The organism is Streptococcus rifensis (assembly GCF_053203525.1).
Genome location: NZ_JBRUCW010000015.1, coordinates 14213 through 36231 on the forward strand (window position 1 = coordinate 14213; position 22019 = coordinate 36231).

Sequence of the window (22019 nt, forward strand, 5' to 3'; positions counted from 1 at the left end):
TGAATTTTTTTCAAAAAGTGATAACATATAAGGTATAAACATTGCTGTGGTGTACGAATTCATACAATAGTGTTGACCGAACAAATTTTTGTATTTATATGGGAGACACAAGTCATCTAACAGCATGCAAGCCGTTTCACGCGGAAGCAGCTTCAGTTAGAGCGAGTCACCCACCTGCTAATTAGCGCGGGTTCAATACAAATCATGAATCTCCGGCACCAATACAGCAGTATGCCTCCTTAGCTCAGTTGGTAGAGCAGTAGACTCTTAATCTATGGGTCACAGGTTCGAGCCCTGTAGGGGGTATCTATAAGACTAAAAAACGTTGATTTATCAGCGTTTTTTTGTAATTTGGTCAACTTCAAATTGTCTTAATTCAACTGCTCATGATTCCCAAAAGTACTTCACCAACCTATTGGTCTTCATAGCCCGCTTTTTCTTTATATAATCATGTTGCATTCCTTCCTACTACTCAATTTACAGATTAGATTGTTTAAGTTATAATACCTATATACTATATGGTGATGGTGCTGTTTTAGCATTTTCAGTAACAAAAAGGAGAATAATGAAAAAATATCTTTTAACCCTAATCGCAATGACAAGTCCTGTGCTCTTGACTGCTTGTCAAACACAACCAAGCCAAGTATCTCCTCAAGAAAGCACTCAAAAAGCTCAACATAAAAGCGTCGCATCTGAAGCAGATACTACTACTGAAGCTCAGCCTTCAGACGAGGTTCTCTATGACAGTATTTTACAAACTTACCATGCAGAATATGCTCAAAAACAACACGCTTTCTATGATATTAATAATAATGGCACAAAGGAATTAATTATCGGAAGTCCAGAATACATTGAGGCCATTTATTACCTTAAAAATGGAACCACGCCTGAGATAGCTGTTGCTCGTCAGGTTGACATGTCTAGCGGAGGCGGAGGTCGTGAAGGGCTTGCTATTTACAAAGACGGTAGTATTTCATACTCCTTTTGGATGGCCCTAAGCCCAGAAAGTGAGGAAAAGGTTTATCGCTTAAGAGCGGACAACACTGGCATTGAGACCGTCAATGAGGGAACCTTTAACTACGTTGAGGACGACATCGAAGTTGTGCTTGGTTTAGATCAAACAGAGCCTGTAGATATCACACAAATAGATTGGCAGGAGTCACCAGGCTATGCTTTAGCTCGTCAAAATAGTATGGATATTAAGGCTATCCAAAGAGGTGACTTTTCAAGTTTAGTTGGAACTTGGCAAAATGCCAATGGGAGCACCTTTGTTTTTGACGCTAATGGTCTGATCGAGACTACAAACGAGGTTATACTAGAAGGAACTAGGATCGAAAATGGTGCGCTTCATGCAAATCTTAGGGCAGGAAATTATGGTGCTATGATGATTTTTATCCCTAAAGACACCATTATGCCAATAGGCACTGACGGTTTAGAAGATGGTTCTGATACCTCTAGAGACCGGATCTTATCAGGTCATCAATTAGTTGTTTCAGATGATTCTGAGTTTTACTACCGAGTAGATTAATTACCCAAAAAGCACTTAAATGCTTATTACCAAGTATTTAAGGGCTTTTTACGTAGTTTTAATACTTGTTTAAATTCAAAATTTGAAACCGGAAAGATAGGGTTACTTGTTTATCATCTGTGATGACTAGCTAAATTGTTATCCTATCTTTAGTAATTTTTTGGAGAATTGGTTACAAGTCAAACACTGGAAAAATTAGTACGCCTTATCAGATTTTGATTTTATTTGAGTATAAAAAGTCTCACTAGAGGGTTCTCCTCTTTTTCTTTATAAAAAAAGTTGACACTTCTGTCAACTTGCTTTCAATACTCGTTTACTCCGATTCGATGTATCGAATCAAGGTTTTTTCTGTCAAAATATCAGAATAAGTATGGGATTCAACGTAAAAACGAGACGCATCTCCAATTGGCTTTGTTTCATCTTCGTATTCGACAATAAAGAGAGATTGATAAACCTCTGTCAGACGACCTGTTTTGTTTTTCTCCCGCTTACGACCATTTTCCAAGGTTAGTTCCACTAACTTCCCTTGATTGTTCTTAATATCTTCCTTGATTTGTTTCATTTTAGCAACATCTGTAAATGCATCACTCATTTAATAGCTATCCTCTCTTCTTGATATGCTTGAAAATTTATTGTATTCCTTAAGAAAATTCAATTTGACAGTTCCACGCGCCCCTGAACGGTTCTTCTCAATAATAACTTCGACCGTATTATCAGGAATGCCCTCCTCATCGTCTCCCCGTTCGTAGTAATCGTCTCGATATAAGAAGGCAACGATATCGGCATCCTGCTCGATTGATCCTGATTCCCGAATGTCTGAGAGCACCGGCCGTTTATCCTGACGTTGCTCCACACCCCGTGAGAGCTGACTAAGGGCAATGACGGGAACTTTCAGTTCTTTGGCAAGAATCTTTAACTGACGGGAAATTTCAGAGACCTCTTGTTGCCGGTTCTCACGGCCAGTCCCAGTAATCAACTGCAGGTAATCAATGAGAATGAGTCCTAGATTCTTGGTTTCTTGAGCCAATTTTCGGGCTCTAGCTCGAATCTCGGTAATCTTGATTCCTGGCGTATCATCTATATAGATGGACGCACGCGCCAACTGGGCTTGAGCCATGGTCACCTTTTGCCATTCTTCTTCAGTTAACTGACCCGTCCTGAGAGAATGAGAGTTAATCACCCCTTCTGCCGCCAACATCCGGTCCACCAAGCTCTCTGCCCCCATCTCTAGGGAGAAGATGGCAACCGTCTTATCCTGCTTGGTTCCGATATTTTGCGCAATGTTAAGAGCAAAAGCGGTCTTTCCGACCGCAGGGCGCGCCGCTAAAATGATTAATTCTTCTTCGTGAAGACCCGTTGTCATGTGGTCCAGATCAGGATATCCTGTAGCAATTCCTGTAATATCTGACGTTTGTTGGGACCTTTTTTCGAGCGACTCAAAGTTCAGGTTTAGAATATCGTCAATGCGTTTAAAACCACTGCGACTAGCCCCTTCTCCAATATCGATGAGGGACTTTTCCGTCTTGGCAATGATTTCGTCAGACCCATCTGATGCATCATAAGCTTGATTAATAGACTCTGTCAAACTAGCAATTAACTTGCGAAGGTTTGATTTCTCAGCAACAATCTTAGCATAATATTCCGCATTAGCTGAGGTGGGAACTGAATTAATGACCTCAACTAAGTAACTGATGCCACCGATATTTTGCAAGTCACCTTTGTCATCCAAATAATTTCGGATAGTGGTGGCATCTATAACATCCCCACGCTCTGTTAAGGCAACCATAGCCTGGAAAATCAGTTGATGGGCATACTTAAAAAAGTCCCTAGCATCAATATATTCACGAACAAAAACCAACTTGTTTTCGTCAATGAAAATTGCACCGAGGACAGACTGTTCAGCTAATATATCTTGCGGTTGCAGTCGCAATTCTTCTAGCTCTGCCATGACCAATTCCTTTCTTCACCTGCTTATGTCTCTCCTTCTGTAAACTTCACCATGCTGAAATCCTCGGGAATACTGCATTTCCGAGGATTCATTTAATTAAGAAGGAGTAACGCTTATGCTTCGCTCACATATAAACGGATAACGCTATTGATGTCTTGATAAATCTTAACAGGGACATCAATTGAACCAAGAGATCGAATCGGATGATCCACTTTGATTTGACGTTTATCAATTTTGAGGTTAAATTGTTTTTCTAATTCTTCAGCGATTTTTTTATTAGTGATGGAACCAAATGTTCGACCGTCTGGACCGACTTTTTCAGAAAACTGAACTACCGTCTCTTCTTTTTCTAACCGAGCCTTGATAGCTTTGGCTTCCGCTACTAATTCCGCATGAGCTTTTTCTTTAGCCTTTTCTTGACCACGTAACTCACTAATAGCTTGAGGAGTCGCCTCTTTAGCAAGGGTTTTCTTTATAAGGAAATTTTGGGCATATCCAGTAGGAACTTCCTTGATTTCACCTTTTTTACCCTTACCTTTGACATCTTCTAAAAAAATAACTTTCATCTTAAACTCCTATTCTTCATTGGGTTCTTTAATAGTGACCTTAGAGATGATCTCTGTCAATGTCGCAAAGACTTGGTCCAATGTCTGGTCTTTGATTTGGGCTGCTGCCTGACCAAAGTGGCCACCACCACCCATGTCTTCCATAATCTTTTGAACATTAATCTTGTTACGGCTTCTAGCTGAAATCGCTACTTCATCTTCTTGTGTTCGACAAATGACAAAAGCTGCCTCAATACCAGACATGGTCAACATGGTGTCAGCTGCTTTACTAGCAAGAACGCGATCATACACTACCTGCTCGTCAGCCTTAGCAATAATAACCTCTGGACGCACGCGTTGTCCTTTTAAGATTAACTCATTCACTTCACGGTATTCATCAAAATCAGTGGCAGAGATGTTTTGGATTTCGACACTATCACTACCACAACTTCTTAGATAGCTAGCTACATCAAAGGTACGACTTGTCACCCGTGAGGTAAAGTTTTTAGTATCTAACATGATTCCCGCCATTAAGAGACTGGCTTCCAACCTTGTTAAGCGTTGATTCCTACTGCTCTTTTGAAATTGGAGCAACTCCGTCACTAACTCGCTAGCACTACTTGCGCCACTTTCGATATAACTGATCACGGCATTTTCTGGGAAATCACTGTCTCGACGGTGATGGTCGACAATAACAACTTGATTAAATTGCTCGTAAAAAGCAGGTGACAGGGTCAAGCTTATTTTAGAATGGTCTACCATGATCAAGAGAGAATCAGCTGTAACCATATCCATGGCTTCATCTACCGTAATCAAATTCTCAATCTCTTCTTCATGTAGCCTCTGAATAGCCTTCTCAATATCACTAAACATGTCTTTATCATCATAGACTGTATAGGCTTGAGGCATGATATTCTTAGCAAAATGTTGCATGCCAATCGCTGATCCAAGTGCATCCATATCTAAGTGACAATGCCCGACCACAAAGACTTTGTCTGACGACCGTATTTTATCAGAAATAGCGGACATCATGGCTCTGGTACGCGTCCTAGTCCGTTTAACTGTTGAAGCAGTATTTCCTCCAAAATACATAGGAGCCTTGTTCTCACCGTTTTCTTGAATGACCACCTGGTCTCCCCCACGAACCTCGGCCATATTGAGGTTCTGAATGGCTAATTGCCCGATTGCACTATGGTCATGACTCCCATAAGCATAGCCCATACTGAGAGTAAGCGGGATTTCCAATTCCTTGGCAGCTGTTCGAAATTGATCAATGACAGAAAACTTGTCTTCGATGAGTTGTTCGAGAATCCTATAGTCAGTCACCAGATAAAACCGATCCATTCCCACACGACGGTAAAAAATTTGATGCCGATCCGTAAATTCAGTCACAAAGTTAGCAATGAAACTATTGACCTGACTGATATCAGAATCTGATATCGAATCTTCTAAGTCATCATAATTATCCACCCCAATAACACCGATTACCGGTCTTAAACTGGTTACTTCTTGGGTTGCCTTGTATTCTGAAGAGACATCAAAGAAGTAAAAGAGATGGTTCGCTTCGTCCGAGTGAACGATATAGCGTTTTCCTGAAAAATGAGCATAAATACGTGATTTATCTAACCCAACTGATACAATCTCTTTAAATCTAGCATGGTCAAACTCACCATCTTCTTTTGTAAAAATCAATTCAGCGAAGGGATTGAACCATTCTACTTCATCCTCAGAAGTATTCATTTTGATAACCCCTACTGGCATGTTTTCCAGTAAGGAGGTCATACTATTTTCCGCCTGGTCATTGACATACTTAATTTTATCTAGTTCATCTAGTACATAGATTTTATTTTGATAAATCAATAGTGTCACAAAGGAAGTCACAACAAAGAAAGCCAATAACAAGAGCATGGCTTGACTAGCAAGAACATTGATGGCAATGGCTAAAATACCAAAGCACAATACTCCAAATAATAGAAAATGAATATTAGCAAATCGAAATAGTTTCATTTTTTTCCTCTAGCCGTTATTTTACCACAAACAGACTGAAAAAGCTATGGCAGAATCGAATTTGGAGCGACTAAAGAACAAGAGATTTAAAGTGAAGTAGGTCTGATTCAATCTATAGTGTAAAAATCATCGTAAACATCTTGTAAACATTCCGTCAACCAAATATCAACCTTTCTTATTTGATTGACTTTTTAGAAATAGATCGGCTTCTGCCTTCAAGATATACCATAAGGATAGAAATATCAGCAGGATTGACGCCTGATATGCGACTCGCTTGTCCGATTGTTTCCGGATTAATTAACTTAAACTTCTGACGGGCCTCAGAGGCGATTGAATCAATATCATCCCAATCGATATCTTCTGGAATCCGTTTTTCTTCCATACGCTTCATCTTGTCAACCTGATCAAGCGCTTTGGCAATATAGCCTTCGTATTTGATTTCTGTTTCGAGAAGTTCAACCGTTCTTGCTGCTAACGTTTCTTCAGGTTCTCCAATAAATGCAATAGCATCTTCATAGCTCACATCCGGACGGCGCATAAATTCTTTAGCAGTCATGGCATCCGTCAAGGGCTTGTAACCCATGGCTGTTACTTTGGCATTGGTTTCAGCAATCGGCTTCAATTTAATGCTGTCAAGTCGTGTCAACTCCTTGTCAAAGGATTCTTTATGGACCAAGAAATGGGTATAACGCTCGTCGTCAACTAGTCCAATATCCCGTCCAAGTTGTGTCAAGCGCATATCAGCATTATCGTGTCGTAAAATAAGGCGGTACTCTGCGCGACTAGTCAAAAGACGGTAAGGTTCAACCGTTCCCTTTGTGACCAAGTCGTCAATCATGACACCGATATAACCATCGCTACGTTTTAAAATGAATTCTGGCTTACCTTGCACCTTAAGCGCTGCATTGATACCGGCAATCAAGCCTTGACCTGCTGCTTCTTCATAGCCAGATGTCCCATTGGTTTGACCAGCCGTGAAAAGGCCTGAAATTTTCTTGGTTTCAAGGGTTGCTCGGAGTTGATGTGGCATGACCATATCATACTCAATGGCATAGCCTGTACGCATCATTTCAGCTTGTTCAAGACCAACAATTGAGTGCAGCAAGTCTTTTTGAACATCCTCAGGAAGGCTGGTTGACAAGCCTTGGACATAAACTTCCTCTGTGTAGCGACCTTCTGGCTCCAAGAAAAGTTGATGACGCTCCTTATCCGAAAAGCGGACAATTTTATCTTCGATAGAAGGACAATAACGCGGACCGACACCTTTGACAATCCCAGAAAACATAGGAGCACGATGGAGGTTGGCATTGATAATATCATGACTAGTCTGATTAGTGTAGGTCAGCCAACAAGGAATCTGATCTGTCTTATAGTCTTCATCCTTAGAAAGGAAAGAAAAATGATTGGGTTTCTCATCGCCAGGCTGAATTTCTGTCGCATCGTAGTTGATAGATGACGCCTTGACACGAGGTGGCGTTCCGGTCTTAAAGCGACCGATCTCAAAGCCTAGATCTTTAAGATTGTCTGCAAGAGCTACAGAAGCCAAACTATTATTGGGCCCTGACGAATACTTGAGGTCTCCAATGATAATTTCTCCTCGTAAAGCCGTTCCTGTCGTTACAACCACTGCTGTTGCAGCAAACTTTTGGTTTGTTGCCGTCCGAACACCAATAACTCTATTGCCTTCAACTAGGATTTCATCAATCATGGTTTGACGGAGCGTCAAGTTCTCCTGATTTTCCACCGTTCGGCGCATTTCACGGCTGTAAAGCTCTTTGTCTGCCTGGGCTCTTAGAGCTCGAACAGCTGGGCCTTTCCCAGTGTTGAGCATCTTCATTTGAATATAAGTTTTGTCAATGTTTTTACCCATCTCGCCACCTAAGGCGTCAACCTCACGGACGACAATTCCTTTGGCAGACCCTCCAATAGACGGATTGCAGGGCATAAAGGCAACCATCTCGATGCTTAAAGTCGCCAGTAAGACTCTGCACCCCATACGACTCGCAGCTAGGGCTGCTTCGACACCGGCGTGTCCAGCTCCAATGACAACAATATCATAATTTTCTGTAAAGGTATGTGTCAACCTAATTCTCCTTTTCCATGATAACAATGTGTTTGGTATGCCCATCCCAGTTGACAAGCTCTGTTTTTAAAAAATGGGGCACGATCTGTAACTGCTCTAATTCATCTAGCGTAACCCAGCGACAAGAGCGCTTGTCATCACTGTCTAAAATATTTGGGCTAGGCTCTTCTAAGGGGGTTACAAAATAATGAAATTCAATGTTGTGGTAATTGACACCGTCTTGACAAAACTGATTTTCCACCACAAAGGCCAAATGATCAATTCTCACATCAATCCCCACCTCTTCGAGAGCTTCTCGGTGCACTGCTTCCTCAGTTGTTTCACCAACCTCAATAGCACCACCAACAGTATAGTACTTACCCTTTTCATCATGACAGAGGAAAATCTGGTCATCTTTGATAATCAAGGCTGTCGCCCGAACCCCGTAAACTTCATCCTCTGTCCTTGTTCTAAAATCTTGCGCCACTTGACACCTCCTTGACAGTGCTTTACACATAAAAAATCAAAGCTCTTGTTGGAATTGCAGGCCAAAAAGACCTGCAAGACTACGAGCTTTGACCTTCATAGTATGACTTGCTAATAGTTTATCACAATTAAAACGTTTGTCAACCTATATATATTGCCGCACAACACCGTCTTTGAAGGCATTGTCAATCATACCGCCACCGAGACATTCCTCCCCATCGTAGAAAACAACAGCCTGCCCCGGAGTAATAGCGCGTTGTGGCTCAGCAAAAACGACCTCTGCCTTATCAGCCGTTACCTTGACAGTCACCTTACTATCTGGTTGACGGTAACGGAATTTTGCTGTACATTCTAAGGTGAACGACTCAGGCATGTCTTTTGTAAAATGGACTTGGCTGGCTTTGAGGCTGTCTGACATTAAATGCTCATGGTAAAAGCCTTGCCCAACATATAAAATATTTTGCGACAAGTCTTTTCCGACAACAAACCAAGGCTCATTGTCACCCCCTTGCTGACCACCGATACCTAGACCACCACGCTGGCCGATGGTGTAGTACATGAGGCCAGCATGTTCTCCCATATCCCTACCATCAATAGTCATCATGCGGCCCGGCTGAGCAGGAAGGTATTGGCCTAAAAAGGCTTTAAAGTTCTTCTCACCGATAAAGCAGATTCCTGTTGAATCTTTCTTCTTGGCTGTTGCGAGTCCAGCTCTTTCTGCAATCGCTCGCACTTCTGGTTTTTCCAAGTGACCTAATGGAAACATGGTTTTTTGCAGCTGCTCTTGAGACAGTTGGCTGAGGAAATAGGTCTGGTCCTTGTTGTTGTCAACCCCGCGCAGCAGGCGGACGGTGCCATCAGCATCACGCGCCACTTGGGCGTAGTGACCTGTCGCCACATAATCTGCTCCTAAATCCATGGCATAATCTAGAAAGGCTTTAAATTTGATTTCCTTGTTACACATGACATCAGGATTAGGCGTGCGCCCTGCCCGATATTCTGCCAAGAAATACTCGAACACACGGTCCCAGTATTCTTTTTCAAAATTGACAGAGTAGTAAGGAATGCCGATTTGATCAGCTACCGCTGCCACGTCCTTATAATCCTCTGTGGCTGTACAAAAGCCATTTTCGTCTGTGTCGTCCCAGTTTTTCATGAAGATGCCAACCACATCGTAACCTTGTTCTTTTAATAAAAGAGCGGTTACGGACGAATCGACACCCCCACTCATACCGACCACAACACGTGTCTTAGAGTTGTCTTTCATGGTATTCTCCCATCTTTCGTTAAGTAAATAGAAAAACGGCGATAATTTCGCTGAAATTCGCTGACGTTCTATTCCTTGTGAAATAACGATTTGAAGGTCGCATTTCGCTGTTTTCAAAACTTACGATTTGAAGGTCGTTTTTTGAATACCCTTCATTATAGCACGAAAAATCACTGTGTCAAAGAATCTGTTACAAAAGCATCTTATTCTCTACAATACTTTTGATACAAAGTTCGGATTTTATGATATGATAAAGACGACCATTTTTTACTTAGAAGAGGACCACAAATGAACCATTTAAAATTTCAATCTGTCTTTGATATTATAGGCCCTGTTATGATTGGCCCTTCTTCTAGTCATACAGCAGGTGCTGTTCGAATTGGTAAGATTGTTTCAGCCATTTTTGGCGACAAGCCGACAGAAGTTGAATTTCAGCTCTACAATTCCTTTGCCAAAACTTACCGAGGTCATGGGACGGATGTAGCCCTTGTCGCAGGCATTTTAGGAATGGATACGGATGACCCGCGCATCCCTAATGCACTCGACATTGCCAGAGAGAAAAACGTCAAGATCTACTGGAAAATTAATAAAGATTCCTCCAATGCTCCCCACCCAAATACCACCAAGATTATCATTCGCAACACTGAAAAATCCCTTTCAGCAACCGGTATCTCAATTGGAGGTGGGAATATTCAGGTGACGGAGCTCAATGGCTTCGCCGTCAACCTCAACATGAATACACCAACCATCATCATTGTCCATCAAGATGTCCCAGGTATGATTGCTCATGTCACAGAATGCCTTTCAAAATACAAGATTAACATCGCTCAGATGAACGTGACCCGGGAAAAAGCAGGTGAAAAAGCCATCATGATCATAGAAGTTGACTCCAGGGACTGTCAAGAGGCCATTGACGACATTCACCACATTCCGCATCTGCACAATGTTAATTTCTTCGGATAGGAGGTCACATGTTTTATACCATTAAAGAATTGGTCCAGCAAGCAGAAGACCTCACTAAGGGTTCTGTCGCTGAACTCATGATTGAAACAGAATACGAACTGTCTGGAAGGGATCGCGACGAAGTGCTATTCCTAATGACTCGAAACTTAGAGGTCATGCTAGCCTCGGTTAAGGACGGGATGACAGAGAGCAAGTCCGTTTCTGGCTTAACAGGAGGCGATGCTGCTAAACTAGATCGTTATATCAAATCAGGTAAAGCTCTTTCAGACCACACTGTAATTTCAGCTGCTCGTAATGCTATGGCTGTCAATGAGCTCAATGCCAAAATGGGCCTTGTCTGCGCAACGCCTACTGCTGGTTCAGCAGGTTGTCTACCTGCCATTATCACTTCTGCTACAGAAAAATTAAATCTAACCAAGCGGGACCAGCTTGACTTTCTCTTGACAGCAGGGGCTTTTGGCTTAGTCATTGCTAATAATGCTTCCATCTCGGGGGCAGAAGGCGGCTGTCAGGCAGAAGTCGGTTCAGCTTCAGCCATGGGGGCAGCAGCCCTAGTGATGGCAGCTGGCGGAACAGCTTATCAAGCTAGTCAAGCTATAGCCTTCGTCCTTAAAAATATGCTAGGGCTCATCTGCGATCCTGTAGCTGGACTTGTCGAAGTTCCCTGTGTCAAGCGTAATGCTATGGGAGCAAGCTTTGCTTTTGTCGCTGCAGATATGGCTTTAGCAGGTATTGAGTCAAAAATTCCTGTTGACGAAGTTGTCAACGCCATGTACCAAGTCGGTAAAGCCATGCCGACTGCCTTTAAAGAGACAGCTGAAGGTGGCCTAGCAGCCACACCAACTGGCAAAAAATTGGCTAAACACATTTTTGGGTGAGAGACTATGATCACAACCGTTTACTTGGTTCGCCATGCTGAACCTAATTACCATAATCATGATGATCTTACTAGAGAGCTGACAGAAAAAGGGTTAAAAGACAGCCTAAAAGTCACGGCCTATTTGAAAGATAAGGGCATTAATAGGATATACTCCAGCCCGTTTAAGCGAGCGTACGACACCGTCAAAAACCTAGCAAATCATCTCAATCTACCGATTATCTTGGAAGACGATTTTAGAGAACGGCGCATTGATAGTGTTTGGATAGAAGATTTCAATCGTTTTGCCCAGAAACAATGGCAGGATTTTTCCTATAAGCTTTCTGATGGGGAATCGTTAGCTGAAGTTCAGTGCAGGAATATCTCAGCTCTGGAAAAACTGATCACCGAAAACCCCAATAAAAACCTAGTGATTGGGTCTCACGGAACAGCTTTGTCAACCATTGTCAACTACTATCAACCGAACTTTGACTATACTGCATTTAGTCAAATCAGACATCTCTTTCCCTTTGTTGTCAAGCTCACTTTTTCCGAAAATATTTGTCAATCTATCTCTTTTTATGATATTCTCAAGGAGCCTCCTCATGAAACATCTCTTCTTTGACCTAGACGGAACACTCGTTGATAGCTCAGAAGGTATTCTTAATTCCTTTATACAAACATTTACAGAACTAGATATGGACCTTCCTAACATTGAAACATTAAAAACCTTTATTGGACCTCCTTTAGAGACAAGTTTCGCTAATTTTGGAGACGATGCGTTTACTGCCAAGGCAGTGTCAATTTATCGTAAACATTATACTGATTTCGGTATTCATCAGGTTCAACTGTATCGAGGATTCCCTGAAGTCCTTGACCAATTAGTCACAGACAACTACCTTCTTTACATTGCAACATCAAAACATGAACCAATGGCAGTCCAGATGTTGACAGAACTCGGTGTAGCAGATCGCTTTACAGGTATTTTTGGATCCCTCGGTAAGGATGGTAAGGCAGATGTCATTAAACGAGGAATGGTAAAACACGATATCCCAACAAATGATGCCATAATGATTGGCGATACTTACTATGATATGATTGGAGGGAAAGCTCTCGGTCTTAAAACCATTGGCGTCACATGGGGTTTTGGCACACCACCATCCCTTTTAGAAAATGGAGCTGATGCCCTCGCAGTAACTCCATCTGAATTACAAAAAAAGATTGACACTCTCTAGGGTCAATCTTTTTTTGTATGCTTGGCCTAATTTCTCTATTGTTTGACAGAGCTTGCCAATTATATCATCCTTGTCAATGACCTTATGAGCACATTCTTTGAGGTCTTGATAGTTTCCAATCTGGACAGCGTATAAGGATTTTTGAGGCTTAAGGTAGCTCCGTTTTCACATAGTTAAAAAATCAATCCCGATAAGCTATCAGGATTGATTGAATTTGTATTAGTAACCCCAAGCTGACAAACCTTGAGCATTGTAGGCATTAAGGGCTGATTGAATTTGATCGTCGACTGTTGCTGTAGACCCCCAACCTGGCATTGTTTGGAAAAGACCTGACGCGCCTGATGGGTTATAAGCATTAACTTGTCCGTTTGATTCGCGGGCAATGATATGCTCCCAAGTTGAAGCCGGAACACCTGTTGCAGCTGCCATCTGTTGCGCAGCATAAGAACCCGTTTCACCAGCAGTGTTGCCATTAGCAAGAACTGTTCCAGTTGTTGCAACTGAAGTCGTTGCCGGTGCATAGTAAGTTTGAGTATCTGCAGCAACAAAAGTTGAAACTGTAGTTGTGCTGTTTGATGCTGATTGAAGAGTATAACCCCCACCAGCGTTTAAACGGGGAAGTGTTTTACCTTCTGGTAACTTTTCGCCATCACCAAGTTTTAATTCTTGACCGACATTAATCTTATCTGGGTTTTTAATATCATTTAAAGCAACAAGGTATTCAATTTTACGGTCATACTCTTTAGCAATTTCTAAAAGAGTATCCCCAGCCTTCACAGTGTAAGTTTCTTCTTTTTCGTTTTTCGTCGTTTTTTCTTTTTCATCTGCTTGAGCGGATGAAGTAACAAACAGTGTAGCAAAAGTTGCTAAACCAATTAGAGCAGCCTTAAGGCTGAATTTTTTGTAAAAGTGCATGATATGCTCCTATTTTTTTATTTACTGTTCTATCATACACATTATTTGTTACGATTAGATTACTGTTTTGTAACCAAAGTTACGTTTACTTGTTAATTTGACAAATAAAAAGCCGGAATGCAGCGTTTTATAGGTTTTTCTTGACATGTTTGTCAAGACTTAAGTAAATAGAGTGTCAAGCCAAGTAAACACATTGTCAGTATTGTAAATGTATCTGTCAATTTCCAAGAAAGTTGGCGATATTTGGTACGCCCATTGCCTCCCTGATAGCCTCGGGCTTCCATAGCTGTCGCTAGAGCATCGGCCCTTTTAAAGGAGGAGGCAAATAGGGGGATTAGGATTGGGATAATAGCCTTTATCTTTTGCATTAAATTTCCTTCATTAAATTCTACCCCTCTTGCTCTTTGCGCATTCATGATGCGTTGGGTATCGTCCATCAGTGTCGGTACAAACCGTAGACTCATGGACAGCATAAGGCCTAGTTCGTGCACTGGTACCTTGATATAAACCAATGGTTTGAGCAAGGATTCTACGGCATCAGCTAAACTGAGAGGCATAGTGGTCAAGGTCAGTAAAGTAGAGAAAAAAATGATTAGGATGAATCGTGTTAAAATGATTCCAGCCTGTTTAAGACCAAAGCTTGTCACTTGAAAAATCCAAAGAGACCAGTATACCTCGCCGCCCTTTGCGAAAAATACTTGAAAAAGAGTCGTGAAAACAATAAGTCCTATCATGGGTTTCAAGCCATTTAAAAAGTAGGAAAGTTTGATTTTTGAGAGCAGGACCAAACCGATGACAAAGGAAAATGAGATGAGATTGGTCCACAAGTTGTTCGCCCAAAAAATAATCCCTATAAAGATCATCATGGCCAGTAATTTACTACGAGGATCCAATCGGTGTATAAAGGATTGTCCTGGAATATAACGGCCTAAAATGAGTTTATCCATGCTTTAGGACCTCCGTTAATTCTGTGATCGTAATTGGTAAACGTTCAAAGGAATAACCTAATTTTTCTAGTCCTAGTGCAAAGGAGGTGACTTTGGGCACACCAAGATTAATGTTATCCATAAAAACAACATCTTGAAAAATATCACTTGGAGTCCCAGACTTGACCAGTTGTCCCTTGGCCAAAACATAGGCTTTATCCGCATAGTTAGCAACGTCATCCATCAAATGGGTAACAAGGACGATGGTCATGCCTTCTTGATGAAGTTTTTTGAAGATGGTCATTAATTCACGGCGTCCAGCTGGATCTAAGCCAGCGGTTGGTTCATCCAGGACTAAAACTTGCGGTTCCATCGCAAGTATCCCAGCAATAGCAACACGACGCATTTGCCCTCCAGATAACTCAAAGGGGCTCCGCTCAAACAATTCTTCTGAAATGCCGACAACAGCAAGTTTTTCACGCGCTATTTGTTCTGCTTCTTCCTGCGATAGCCCAAAATTTTGGGGACCAAAAGCAACATCTTTTAGAACCGTTTCATCGAACACCTGACTTTCAGCAAATTGAAATACCAAGCCCACCTTTTTACGAACTTGCTTAATATCCTTGTCAACGGACTGTGCAGAAATGGTAAAGCCATCAATTTTAACCTGACCTTCACTGGGCTTCAACAAGCCATTCATCAGCTGTAAAATGGTTGATTTTCCGCTACCTGTATGGCCAATTAATGCCGTGTAAGAGCCATCTTCAATGGTTAAATTGATATCAAAAAGAGCCCGCCCTTCAAAAGGCGTATTGGCTTGATAGGTGTAACTCACATTTTGAAAGTCGATTCCCATAATTTTTCTTGCAATTCCTTTTCGGTTAAGTAGTCATCTGGTAGATCAAAACCAGATGCTTTCAGAGCAATCTTTAGATGCTGGGTAAAAGGAAGGTCCAAGCCTAAACCTTGTAAATCTTTGCGACCAAAGAGTTCCCTTGGTCTACTTGTCGATTCTACTTGACCCTCTTTCATGATTAATACACGATCACTCAGAGCAACCTCATCAAGGTCATGAGTGATTGAAATAACGGTTATCCCATATTGGTCTTTGATGCGTTTAACGGTATCAATAAGGGCAAGACGACCTTCTGGATCTAGCATCGAGGTTGCTTCATCTAAGATCATAATTTTAGGCCTTAGGGCGACCACTCCCGCTATAGCTACACGCTGTTTCTGGCCACCAGAAAGACGAGCTGGTTCCCTCTGTTTGAAATCACTCATTCCAACTAAATCAAGAGCCTGACTAACTCGCTCCTTCATTTCCTCCAGGGGAACCCCTTGATTTTCTAAGCCAAAAGCGACATCATCTTCAACAGTGGCACCAACAAACTGATTGTCAGGGTTTTGAAAAACCATGCCAATCTGATGCCTTTTTTCCCAGATATTGTCAGGAGTCAATAAGTCCCCCGTAACGTAAATCTCTCCAGATTCAGCTTCCAATAAACCATCAATCAAACGAACAGTTGTGGATTTCCCAGAACCATTGTGTCCAATAATCGAGAGCCATTCACCTTGTTTCACGTGAAACGAAACATCTTTTAAAATATAATCATCATCAGACTCATACTTAAAGTATAGGTTTTTTACATCAATAATAGCCATCACTTAAAGGTATCCTTAAATAAAAAGCGCGCTCCACGGAAATAATCGTACCCTGAGTAAAGCGTGAAAAAGAGAGCAACATAAAGCAACACCTGACCTAGAAAGTGCCAGTGGAAAAGGAGAAAAATAACAGCGAACATTTGGGTAAATGTCTTGATTTTTCCCGGCATTGCTGCTGCTAAAACCTCACCACCAGTTTCAACCAGAAGCAATCGCAAGCCTGTTACCGCTAATTCACGACAAACAATAAGTGAAGCGACCCAGCCAGGAACAAAACCAAGTTGTACCAGCATAATAAAAGCTGACATCACCAGTATCTTATCAGCTAATGGATCAGCAAATTTCCCGAAGTTCGTTACCACACCCCATTTTCGTGCAAGGTAACCGTCAAGATAATCCGTGAAACTAGCAATAGCAAAAATGATACCTGCGGTTACATGAGCCCATAAGCTATCTGATAGGCTTAGTATGAGTAAAAAAACGGGAATCATGACAATTCGAATAACCGTCAAAAAATTAGGAAGATTTTCCTTAGTTGTATAACGTTTGAGCATAAGCTACCTCTACTTAAAATATAGTGTTAGTATCGCCGGCTGTTGGCTAAGTCCAGCTAAATCAACTGTCTGACCATTGATTGCTAAACTTAACCCCTCTACCACACCTAAGGATACCTGAACCGAAGGAGTCTCTATTTTGTTGATTGAAACCGTTACCGATTCTTGATCAGCTGACAAGGTCGTACCACCTGCCAAACTTGTTCCAGAAACAGCCACCCAACTTTCTGAATCCTTGATAGATAAGGTTAATTCTAATTGATCTGGGGCCTGATTGACTTCAATAACAGAAGGGCTATTAGCAGGAGACACCATAATATCAAGCGCGGGCTGTTCAGGTGCTTCCATTGTTTCTTCTGTACTAGAAGAGGTGGACATCTCATTGAGACGTTCTGAAGAAGTATTCTGAGAAATCTGAAAACTATGAGATTTATCTGTGTGGTTTTGAGTTGACTGAAAATCCCAAATCATGTAAACAGCCGAGCATAAAACCATAAGGGATAAGAATAGCAAGGTTACAAAGGGCATAATAGAGCGTTTTGATCGCCGTTTTCTTTGTTTTTGAAAAGACCTTTTGTAGCGAGAATCTTTTGGTCCAACCTCATAAACCATTAGAGGGCTGCCCGTATCATAAGCATTAAGCAGAACCGTCACATCAATTTCTAAAAATTCTGCGTATCTAGCGACTAGTTTTCGGGCTTGCCCCTGCCCAGGAATGAGGTCAAAAGCATCATCTTCCAAAGCCCTGATATAGCGTCTGTGCGTTTTTAAGGCATGGTAAGCATCAGACACACTTAAATTCAAATCTTCTCTCGCAGCCCTAAAGACTTGTCCTATTGTTTTTTCTGCCATAAGCTCCTCCTTCCCAGCATTTTTTGGATATTAGTCTATTTTAGCAAAAATAACTCTTTTTATCGATACTTATTGGGGAAAAAGAATAAAATCTGTCATTTCTGAACGACTGATAAAATCAAAGCCAACTTTTTTGATGTCGCCCAGTGTAATGGATTCCAGAAGATCCGGTAAGTCAAATAAACTTTCGTTTTCTATCCAACTATTAACATATTGCATAGCCGTTGACTCCAGATGATTCAGTGATTTAAGAAATTCGCCATACATTTCCTGTTTTACCAGTGTTAAATGCTCTTCATTTAAATCGTCAAGCTCATAACAATGACTTAACACCTGTCGGATCCGTTTAGACATAGCAAGCGGTTCTGACGTATCCATGGTTAAGATAATGAATTGATAGGCCTCTGATAATTCTATCTCCATTTGGAAAGAATCATCAATCTTTCCCTTGTCATACCAATCTTGATAGGTCGATGAGGTCCATCCCAAAACCATTGCCATTAGTAATTTCATGCACAAACGGTATTTTGAAATTGACACAGCTGTAAAGTCAGGTTGACTCCGTAAACCAACCGCTAATTTAGGGATCCTAACAGGGAATTCTATACTAGCTGATGGCAAGACAGGTTTTAAGGAAAAATTTTCTTTACTAATAGGTTGTTTTTTCCGAGGGCGTCTAGCCTGTTGAAAAGACTCTATCTCACCTACAAGTTGTTCCGGATCGAAATCTCCAATCAGTAATAGCATCATATTAGACGACTGATAGAAGATATCAAAGTTCATTTGCAAGGTTTTAGCTGATATTTCCTCAACAGATGAAAGAGAACCAGCAATATCCTCCGCCAGAGGCGTTTCAGGGTATAGTTGTCCTAAAACAGACACGTATAGTTGGTAATCAGCATCATCTTGATACATTTTAATTTCTTGGGAGATAATGGCCTTTTCACGTTCAACCGATGCATCGGTAACATTAAGGTGACTTGTTAATTCCTGAAGGAGACCAAGACCTTCTTTAACATGATCAGTTGTTGAGAAGTAATAGACGGTCTGCCTATACCCCGTGAAAGCATTAACTTCGGCTCCAATCGTAGCAAAATCCACCATGGCATCTCTTCCTTTTGGAAGCTCAAATAATTTATGCTCCAAAAAGTGAGCCATACCAGCTGGGAATTGACGTATTAATTTACGATTTTTAGGCCTAAAAGAAGTATCTAAGGCCCCAAATCGTGTTGCCATAAGGCCTATCGTTTCCTGATAGTCTGGTCTAGGTATCAAGATAACTTCAAGGCCATTTTCTAAAACCTTTTGATAAACGACCTCGTTTATGGTGGGATAGTGTTTTTGTAATAATGTCATACGATGTCTTCTGAACGAGCCTCCATAAAGTATAGTGCCTGCAATTTGACTAAAGCAGCAATTCTCTTAACCGCATCCTTGTCAACTTTTTCTATTCCTGTCAACCACCTGTCAACTGCAAAACCATCAGGAACTATCAATTGGTTACTGTAAACCTGTTCAATTAAGTTAGCTTGCCGGTCTTGAGACAATCTAACAGTCGCCTTCAAGGCGAGCTTTGTTTGCTCAAGCTCCACTTGACTAAACTGTCCTTGTTTGAGGGCTAGGAGCTGTTGATGAATCAATTTCATCGTTTTCTTTAAGTTTTCTTTATCAATACCTGCATAAACTTTAAGACAGGCTGTCAAGCTATCATATTGGCTACCAATACTATAGGCCAAGCCTTCTTTTTCACGGACATTAACAAATAGTTTGGAATGCGCAAATCCGCCTAGTAACCCATTTAAAACCATGAGAGAAAAATAATCCTCACTGCCATACAAAGCAGGCGCATAATACCCCTGTTGGATAATCGATTGATTGGCTGGTTTTTGTTCCGTCTGCCGAGGAGTAATCTTAGAAAAACCTTGATCAATCATGAATGTCAAGTCAGATTGACGGCCTTGTAAACTAAATGCTTTCAGTTCATTGACAACAGTAACTGGGTCAAATTCTCCTACAAAGAAAAAGTCGATTCTGTTTTCCAGCAACATTTTTTGAAAGGCACGAAAAGTTGACTGTGGGGACTCTTGCTTTACAAGATCTATTGTCGCTTGTCGGGGTAATTGTAAGGCTTCTGATTGGTAAAACAGAGTATTCAAGGCTCTGTCAGCCTGATAAAAATTGTCTTCTTTTTCTGTCTCTAAATAGTTTAGCAGGTTGTCCTGCTCCAGTAAGAATAATTTGTCATCAAAGCTATCTGCCTTGGTCAAGGGTTGGAAGAGACAGGTTCTTAAAAAAGAAAGAACTTCTCTGGTTAGATCTTGACCACCTATGTATCTAGGAGCAAGAAAAGACAGATCGATGTCTAATATGTGGACAGCTCCTTTTTTACTGATCGTCGTATCAAAGGTAGCCCCATATAAACTCGCTAATTTTTGACGAAAAAGCCTAGCATTTGGATATGCTTTGTTCGCAGATTCTAGAATATAGGCACTAATAACACGTCCAGCCAAGGTTTTTTTATCCATGGCACCCGAAAAACGCATTTTGACTCGTTGCGTTTTGTATTTTGTCGTTTCTATAAAGTGAAGCTGAACTCCTTCAGCAAGTTTCATAAGCACAGACATCTCCATCTCTTTCTAAGTTTCTATTATACCTTTTCTAGGGGAAAAATGCTGATTTTTTGAACAGATTACTCCTTATTTTTATGCTATAATGAACCATAAGGAGAAAATCATGGATTATAAACTTTTTGAGGAATTTATTACCCTACAAGCACTTTTAAAAGACATAGGAATCATCTCTAGTGGAGGAGCCATCAAGGGCTTTTTAGCTGAGGAAACTGTTCTTTTTAATGGTCAAGATGAAAAGCGTCGAGGAAAAAAAGTACGTATTGGTGATGTCGTAGAACTTCCGGGAAAAGGTATTAGCATCACTATTTCTGAGCCGACAAGTGAAGAAAGACAGACCTATGAAGAGGACAAGGCTGAAAAAGAGCGAGTCGCAGCTATTGTAAAGTCTTTAAATAGTGAAACTAAAAAAAAGACCAAAGCTCACAAGCAGGTTAAAAGTAAGTCTAGTAAGCCTGCCGTTCGTTTTCCAGGTACCTGAGTATGTGGTTGAAATCAATCCACCTGCAACATTACCGCAATTACAAAGATCAGATTGTTGATTGTCATCCAGGCCTCAATGTTTTTCTAGGTCAAAATGCCCAAGGCAAGACAAATATGTTAGAAGCCATTTATTTTCTGTCTCTAACGAGAAGTCACCGAACACGATCTGATAAGGATCTTGTTTCATTCTCGGAAAATCAGTTTAAACTGTCTGGTCTGGTTGAGAAAAGAGCGGGAACTCTCTCACTGGAAGTTAGCCTGACTGATAAGGGCCGTGAGACAAGAGTTAATCATCTCAAACAAGCACGATTAGCAGATTATATTGGTCATCTCAATGTTGTTTTATTTGCGCCAGAAGATTTACAATTAGTAAAGGGGGCTCCTGCTCTCAGACGAAAGTTTATGGACATGGAATTAGGCCAGATTAAGCCAACTTACCTTTCTGAACTAGCCAGTTATCATCATGTGTTAAAACAACGCAATACTTATCTCAAACAAGCAGAACAAGTTGACACTGACTTTCTGGACGTTTTGGACCAACAACTGATTGATTATGGGTCTCGAGTGATTGAACAGCGTCTTGACTTTGTCAATCAGTTGGAAAAATTTAGTCAAGCTAAGCATGCTGATATTTCTGATCAAAAAGAGCTATTAACCCTTTTATATCAGTCATCTATTCCTTTTGAAAACCCTGATGAAATTCGTCATTCCTTCCGTCAATCACTTGACAAGTCCCGTCAACGTGATTTGTTTAAAAAAAATACAGGTGTGGGTCCCCATCGGGATGATTTACTCTTTTATATAAACGGTGTCAATGCCAGTTTTGGGAGTCAGGGGCAACATCGTAGTTTGGTCTTATCAGTCAAGCTTGCTGAAATTGAGCTTATGGAAAACGTTACTAAAGAAAGTCCTATCTTATTGCTTGACGATGTCATGAGTGAACTTGACAACAACCGTCAACTAAAACTTCTCGAAACGATATCTGATAGGGTGCAAACCTTTATCACCACAACATCACTAGACCATCTCAAACCATTACCTTCCAATTTAAAAATTTTTCACATTGACAAAGGTGTCATCACTACACAGTAAAAGAGCCGGAT

General features: G+C 41.1%; 22 protein-coding genes, 1 tRNA gene and 1 other RNA gene. 9 read left to right on the forward strand and 15 right to left on the reverse strand.

All coding sequences use genetic code 11. The features are described from left to right. Window positions 1–38: 38 nt before the first annotated feature. From ssrS to ACVRYP_RS08995, 3 genes are all read left to right on the forward strand, one after another. Window positions 39–234, forward strand: a non-coding RNA gene (gene ssrS / locus ACVRYP_RS08985) — 6S RNA. Continuing rightward, a tRNA-Lys gene (locus ACVRYP_RS08990) sits at window positions 234–306 on the forward strand. Before ssrS ends, ACVRYP_RS08990 begins: the two co-directional genes overlap by 1 nt. 259 nt (window positions 307–565) lie before the next feature. Then, a complete protein-coding gene (locus tag ACVRYP_RS08995; protein WP_447468385.1) occupies window positions 566–1528 on the forward strand; it encodes a DUF6287 domain-containing protein in 963 nt (320 codons plus the stop codon). A gap of 313 nt (window positions 1529–1841) precedes the next feature. Here ACVRYP_RS08995 and ACVRYP_RS09000 read toward each other — a convergent pair whose 3' ends face one another. The 7 genes from ACVRYP_RS09000 to mnmA all read right to left on the reverse strand — a co-directional run bounded on the left by ACVRYP_RS09000 (window position 1842) and on the right by mnmA (window position 9843). Continuing rightward, a complete protein-coding gene (locus tag ACVRYP_RS09000) occupies window positions 1842–2120 on the reverse strand; it encodes a Veg family protein (RefSeq protein WP_307121768.1) in 279 nt (92 codons plus the stop codon). Continuing rightward, entirely contained in the window at window positions 2121–3476 is a 1356-nt protein-coding gene (gene dnaB / locus ACVRYP_RS09005; RefSeq protein ID WP_447468386.1) for a replicative DNA helicase, read from the reverse strand. It lies immediately after the preceding gene. 113 nt (window positions 3477–3589) lie between these two features. Further along, entirely contained in the window at window positions 3590–4042 is a 453-nt protein-coding gene (gene rplI / locus ACVRYP_RS09010; protein WP_447468387.1) for a 50S ribosomal protein L9, read from the reverse strand. 9 nt (window positions 4043–4051) lie between these two features. Then, the gene (locus ACVRYP_RS09015; RefSeq protein ID WP_447468388.1) at window positions 4052–6028 is read right to left on the reverse strand and encodes a GGDEF domain-containing protein; all 1977 of its coding nucleotides are present in this window, start codon (window positions 6026–6028) and stop codon (window positions 4052–4054) included. Between the two features lie 175 nt (window positions 6029–6203). Further along, window positions 6204–8111: a tRNA uridine-5-carboxymethylaminomethyl(34) synthesis enzyme MnmG gene (mnmG, locus tag ACVRYP_RS09020; RefSeq protein WP_447468389.1), complete on the reverse strand. Its 1908-nt coding sequence runs from the start codon at window positions 8109–8111 to the stop codon at window positions 6204–6206. A gap of 1 nt (window position 8112) precedes the next feature. Further along, on the reverse strand, window positions 8113–8577 hold the full coding sequence (locus tag ACVRYP_RS09025) for an NUDIX hydrolase (protein WP_447468390.1): 465 nt from the start codon (window positions 8575–8577) through the stop codon (window positions 8113–8115). A gap of 144 nt (window positions 8578–8721) precedes the next feature. Next, window positions 8722–9843 carry a tRNA 2-thiouridine(34) synthase MnmA gene (mnmA, locus tag ACVRYP_RS09030; protein WP_447468391.1) on the reverse strand — a complete coding sequence of 374 codons (1122 nt, stop codon included), beginning with the start codon at window positions 9841–9843 and terminating at the stop codon, window positions 8722–8724. Window positions 9844–10131: 288 nt separating this feature from the next. On the opposite strand from mnmA, the gene sdaAB reads away from it, so the two are divergent. Genes sdaAB through ACVRYP_RS09050 form a run of 4 tightly spaced genes read left to right on the forward strand, consistent with a single transcriptional unit; the run spans window position 10132 to window position 12897 of the window. After that, window positions 10132–10806: an L-serine ammonia-lyase, iron-sulfur-dependent subunit beta gene (gene sdaAB / locus ACVRYP_RS09035; protein ID WP_447468392.1), complete on the forward strand. Its 675-nt coding sequence runs from the start codon at window positions 10132–10134 to the stop codon at window positions 10804–10806. A gap of 8 nt (window positions 10807–10814) precedes the next feature. Beyond that, the gene (gene sdaAA, locus ACVRYP_RS09040) at window positions 10815–11684 is read left to right on the forward strand and encodes an L-serine ammonia-lyase, iron-sulfur-dependent, subunit alpha (protein ID WP_447468393.1); all 870 of its coding nucleotides are present in this window, start codon (window positions 10815–10817) and stop codon (window positions 11682–11684) included. A 6-nt stretch (window positions 11685–11690) separates the two neighbouring features. Beyond that, window positions 11691–12287 (forward strand): histidine phosphatase family protein, encoded by a 597-nt coding sequence (locus ACVRYP_RS09045; protein ID WP_447468394.1) that lies wholly within the window; start codon window positions 11691–11693, stop codon window positions 12285–12287. Then, entirely contained in the window at window positions 12268–12897 is a 630-nt protein-coding gene (locus ACVRYP_RS09050; protein ID WP_447468395.1) for an HAD hydrolase-like protein, read from the forward strand. The genes ACVRYP_RS09045 and ACVRYP_RS09050 overlap by 20 nt, the downstream gene beginning before the upstream one ends. Window positions 12898–13116: 219 nt before the next feature. On the opposite strand, the gene ACVRYP_RS09055 is transcribed toward ACVRYP_RS09050, so the two are convergent. The 8 genes from ACVRYP_RS09055 to yfmF all read right to left on the reverse strand — a co-directional run bounded on the left by ACVRYP_RS09055 (window position 13117) and on the right by yfmF (window position 20418). Then, window positions 13117–13812 carry a LysM peptidoglycan-binding domain-containing protein gene (locus tag ACVRYP_RS09055; protein ID WP_447468396.1) on the reverse strand — a complete coding sequence of 232 codons (696 nt, stop codon included), beginning with the start codon at window positions 13810–13812 and terminating at the stop codon, window positions 13117–13119. A gap of 152 nt (window positions 13813–13964) precedes the next feature. Next, a complete protein-coding gene (locus ACVRYP_RS09060; protein WP_447468397.1) occupies window positions 13965–14759 on the reverse strand; it encodes an energy-coupling factor transporter transmembrane component T family protein in 795 nt (264 codons plus the stop codon). Next, a complete protein-coding gene (locus ACVRYP_RS09065) occupies window positions 14752–15594 on the reverse strand; it encodes an energy-coupling factor transporter ATPase (RefSeq protein WP_447468398.1) in 843 nt (280 codons plus the stop codon). The genes ACVRYP_RS09060 and ACVRYP_RS09065 overlap by 8 nt, the downstream gene beginning before the upstream one ends. Beyond that, complete coding sequence (locus tag ACVRYP_RS09070; protein WP_447468399.1) at window positions 15570–16403, reverse strand: energy-coupling factor ABC transporter ATP-binding protein; 834 nt, start codon at window positions 16401–16403, stop codon at window positions 15570–15572. The genes ACVRYP_RS09065 and ACVRYP_RS09070 overlap by 25 nt, the downstream gene beginning before the upstream one ends. Then, window positions 16400–16954: a CDP-diacylglycerol--glycerol-3-phosphate 3-phosphatidyltransferase gene (gene pgsA, locus ACVRYP_RS09075; protein ID WP_447468400.1), complete on the reverse strand. Its 555-nt coding sequence runs from the start codon at window positions 16952–16954 to the stop codon at window positions 16400–16402. The genes ACVRYP_RS09070 and pgsA overlap by 4 nt, the downstream gene beginning before the upstream one ends. A gap of 9 nt (window positions 16955–16963) precedes the next feature. Beyond that, window positions 16964–17806, reverse strand: coding sequence for a helix-turn-helix domain-containing protein (locus ACVRYP_RS09080; RefSeq protein ID WP_447468401.1), 843 nt, complete (start codon window positions 17804–17806; stop codon window positions 16964–16966). Window positions 17807–17875: 69 nt separating this feature from the next. After that, on the reverse strand, window positions 17876–19162 hold the full coding sequence (gene yfmH, locus ACVRYP_RS09085) for an EF-P 5-aminopentanol modification-associated protein YfmH (RefSeq protein WP_447468402.1): 1287 nt from the start codon (window positions 19160–19162) through the stop codon (window positions 17876–17878). Then, on the reverse strand, window positions 19159–20418 hold the full coding sequence (yfmF, locus tag ACVRYP_RS09090) for an EF-P 5-aminopentanol modification-associated protein YfmF (protein ID WP_447468403.1): 1260 nt from the start codon (window positions 20416–20418) through the stop codon (window positions 19159–19161). The genes yfmH and yfmF overlap by 4 nt, the downstream gene beginning before the upstream one ends. 121 nt (window positions 20419–20539) lie before the next feature. Between yfmF and yaaA the strand changes: the two genes are divergently transcribed. Both yaaA and recF read left to right on the forward strand, forming a co-directional pair. Beyond that, window positions 20540–20914: a S4 domain-containing protein YaaA gene (gene yaaA, locus ACVRYP_RS09095; protein ID WP_447468404.1), complete on the forward strand. Its 375-nt coding sequence runs from the start codon at window positions 20540–20542 to the stop codon at window positions 20912–20914. A 2-nt stretch (window positions 20915–20916) separates the two neighbouring features. Then, entirely contained in the window at window positions 20917–22008 is a 1092-nt protein-coding gene (recF, locus tag ACVRYP_RS09100; RefSeq protein ID WP_447468405.1) for a DNA replication/repair protein RecF, read from the forward strand. Window positions 22009–22019: the final 11 nt, after the last annotated feature.

What these genes read in the sequence shown, in the direction of transcription:
- yfmH (WP_447468402.1), bottom strand. Translation starts at nt 19,162, where the DNA reads ATGACATTATTACAAAAACACTATCCCACCATAAACGAGGTCGTTTAT.
- ACVRYP_RS09045 (WP_447468394.1), top strand. Translation starts at nt 11,691, where the DNA reads ATGATCACAACCGTTTACTTGGTTCGCCATGCTGAACCTAATTACCAT.
- yfmF (WP_447468403.1), bottom strand. Translation starts at nt 20,418, where the DNA reads ATGAAACTTGCTGAAGGAGTTCAGCTTCACTTTATAGAAACGACAAAA.
- pgsA (WP_447468400.1), bottom strand. Translation starts at nt 16,954, where the DNA reads ATGCTCAAACGTTATACAACTAAGGAAAATCTTCCTAATTTTTTGACG.
- ACVRYP_RS09065 (WP_447468398.1), bottom strand. Translation starts at nt 15,594, where the DNA reads ATGGGAATCGACTTTCAAAATGTGAGTTACACCTATCAAGCCAATACG.
- ACVRYP_RS09000 (WP_307121768.1), bottom strand. Translation starts at nt 2,120, where the DNA reads ATGAGTGATGCATTTACAGATGTTGCTAAAATGAAACAAATCAAGGAA.
- ACVRYP_RS09015 (WP_447468388.1), bottom strand. Translation starts at nt 6,028, where the DNA reads ATGAAACTATTTCGATTTGCTAATATTCATTTTCTATTATTTGGAGTA.
- yaaA (WP_447468404.1), top strand. Translation starts at nt 20,540, where the DNA reads ATGGATTATAAACTTTTTGAGGAATTTATTACCCTACAAGCACTTTTA.
- ACVRYP_RS09060 (WP_447468397.1), bottom strand. Translation starts at nt 14,759, where the DNA reads ATGGATAAACTCATTTTAGGCCGTTATATTCCAGGACAATCCTTTATA.
- ACVRYP_RS09050 (WP_447468395.1), top strand. Translation starts at nt 12,268, where the DNA reads ATGAAACATCTCTTCTTTGACCTAGACGGAACACTCGTTGATAGCTCA.
- ACVRYP_RS09080 (WP_447468401.1), bottom strand. Translation starts at nt 17,806, where the DNA reads ATGGCAGAAAAAACAATAGGACAAGTCTTTAGGGCTGCGAGAGAAGAT.
- mnmA (WP_447468391.1), bottom strand. Translation starts at nt 9,843, where the DNA reads ATGAAAGACAACTCTAAGACACGTGTTGTGGTCGGTATGAGTGGGGGT.
- recF (WP_447468405.1), top strand. Translation starts at nt 20,917, where the DNA reads ATGTGGTTGAAATCAATCCACCTGCAACATTACCGCAATTACAAAGAT.
- ACVRYP_RS09055 (WP_447468396.1), bottom strand. Translation starts at nt 13,812, where the DNA reads ATGCACTTTTACAAAAAATTCAGCCTTAAGGCTGCTCTAATTGGTTTA.
- ACVRYP_RS08995 (WP_447468385.1), top strand. Translation starts at nt 566, where the DNA reads ATGAAAAAATATCTTTTAACCCTAATCGCAATGACAAGTCCTGTGCTC.
- rplI (WP_447468387.1), bottom strand. Translation starts at nt 4,042, where the DNA reads ATGAAAGTTATTTTTTTAGAAGATGTCAAAGGTAAGGGTAAAAAAGGT.
- sdaAB (WP_447468392.1), top strand. Translation starts at nt 10,132, where the DNA reads ATGAACCATTTAAAATTTCAATCTGTCTTTGATATTATAGGCCCTGTT.
- dnaB (WP_447468386.1), bottom strand. Translation starts at nt 3,476, where the DNA reads ATGGCAGAGCTAGAAGAATTGCGACTGCAACCGCAAGATATATTAGCT.
- sdaAA (WP_447468393.1), top strand. Translation starts at nt 10,815, where the DNA reads ATGTTTTATACCATTAAAGAATTGGTCCAGCAAGCAGAAGACCTCACT.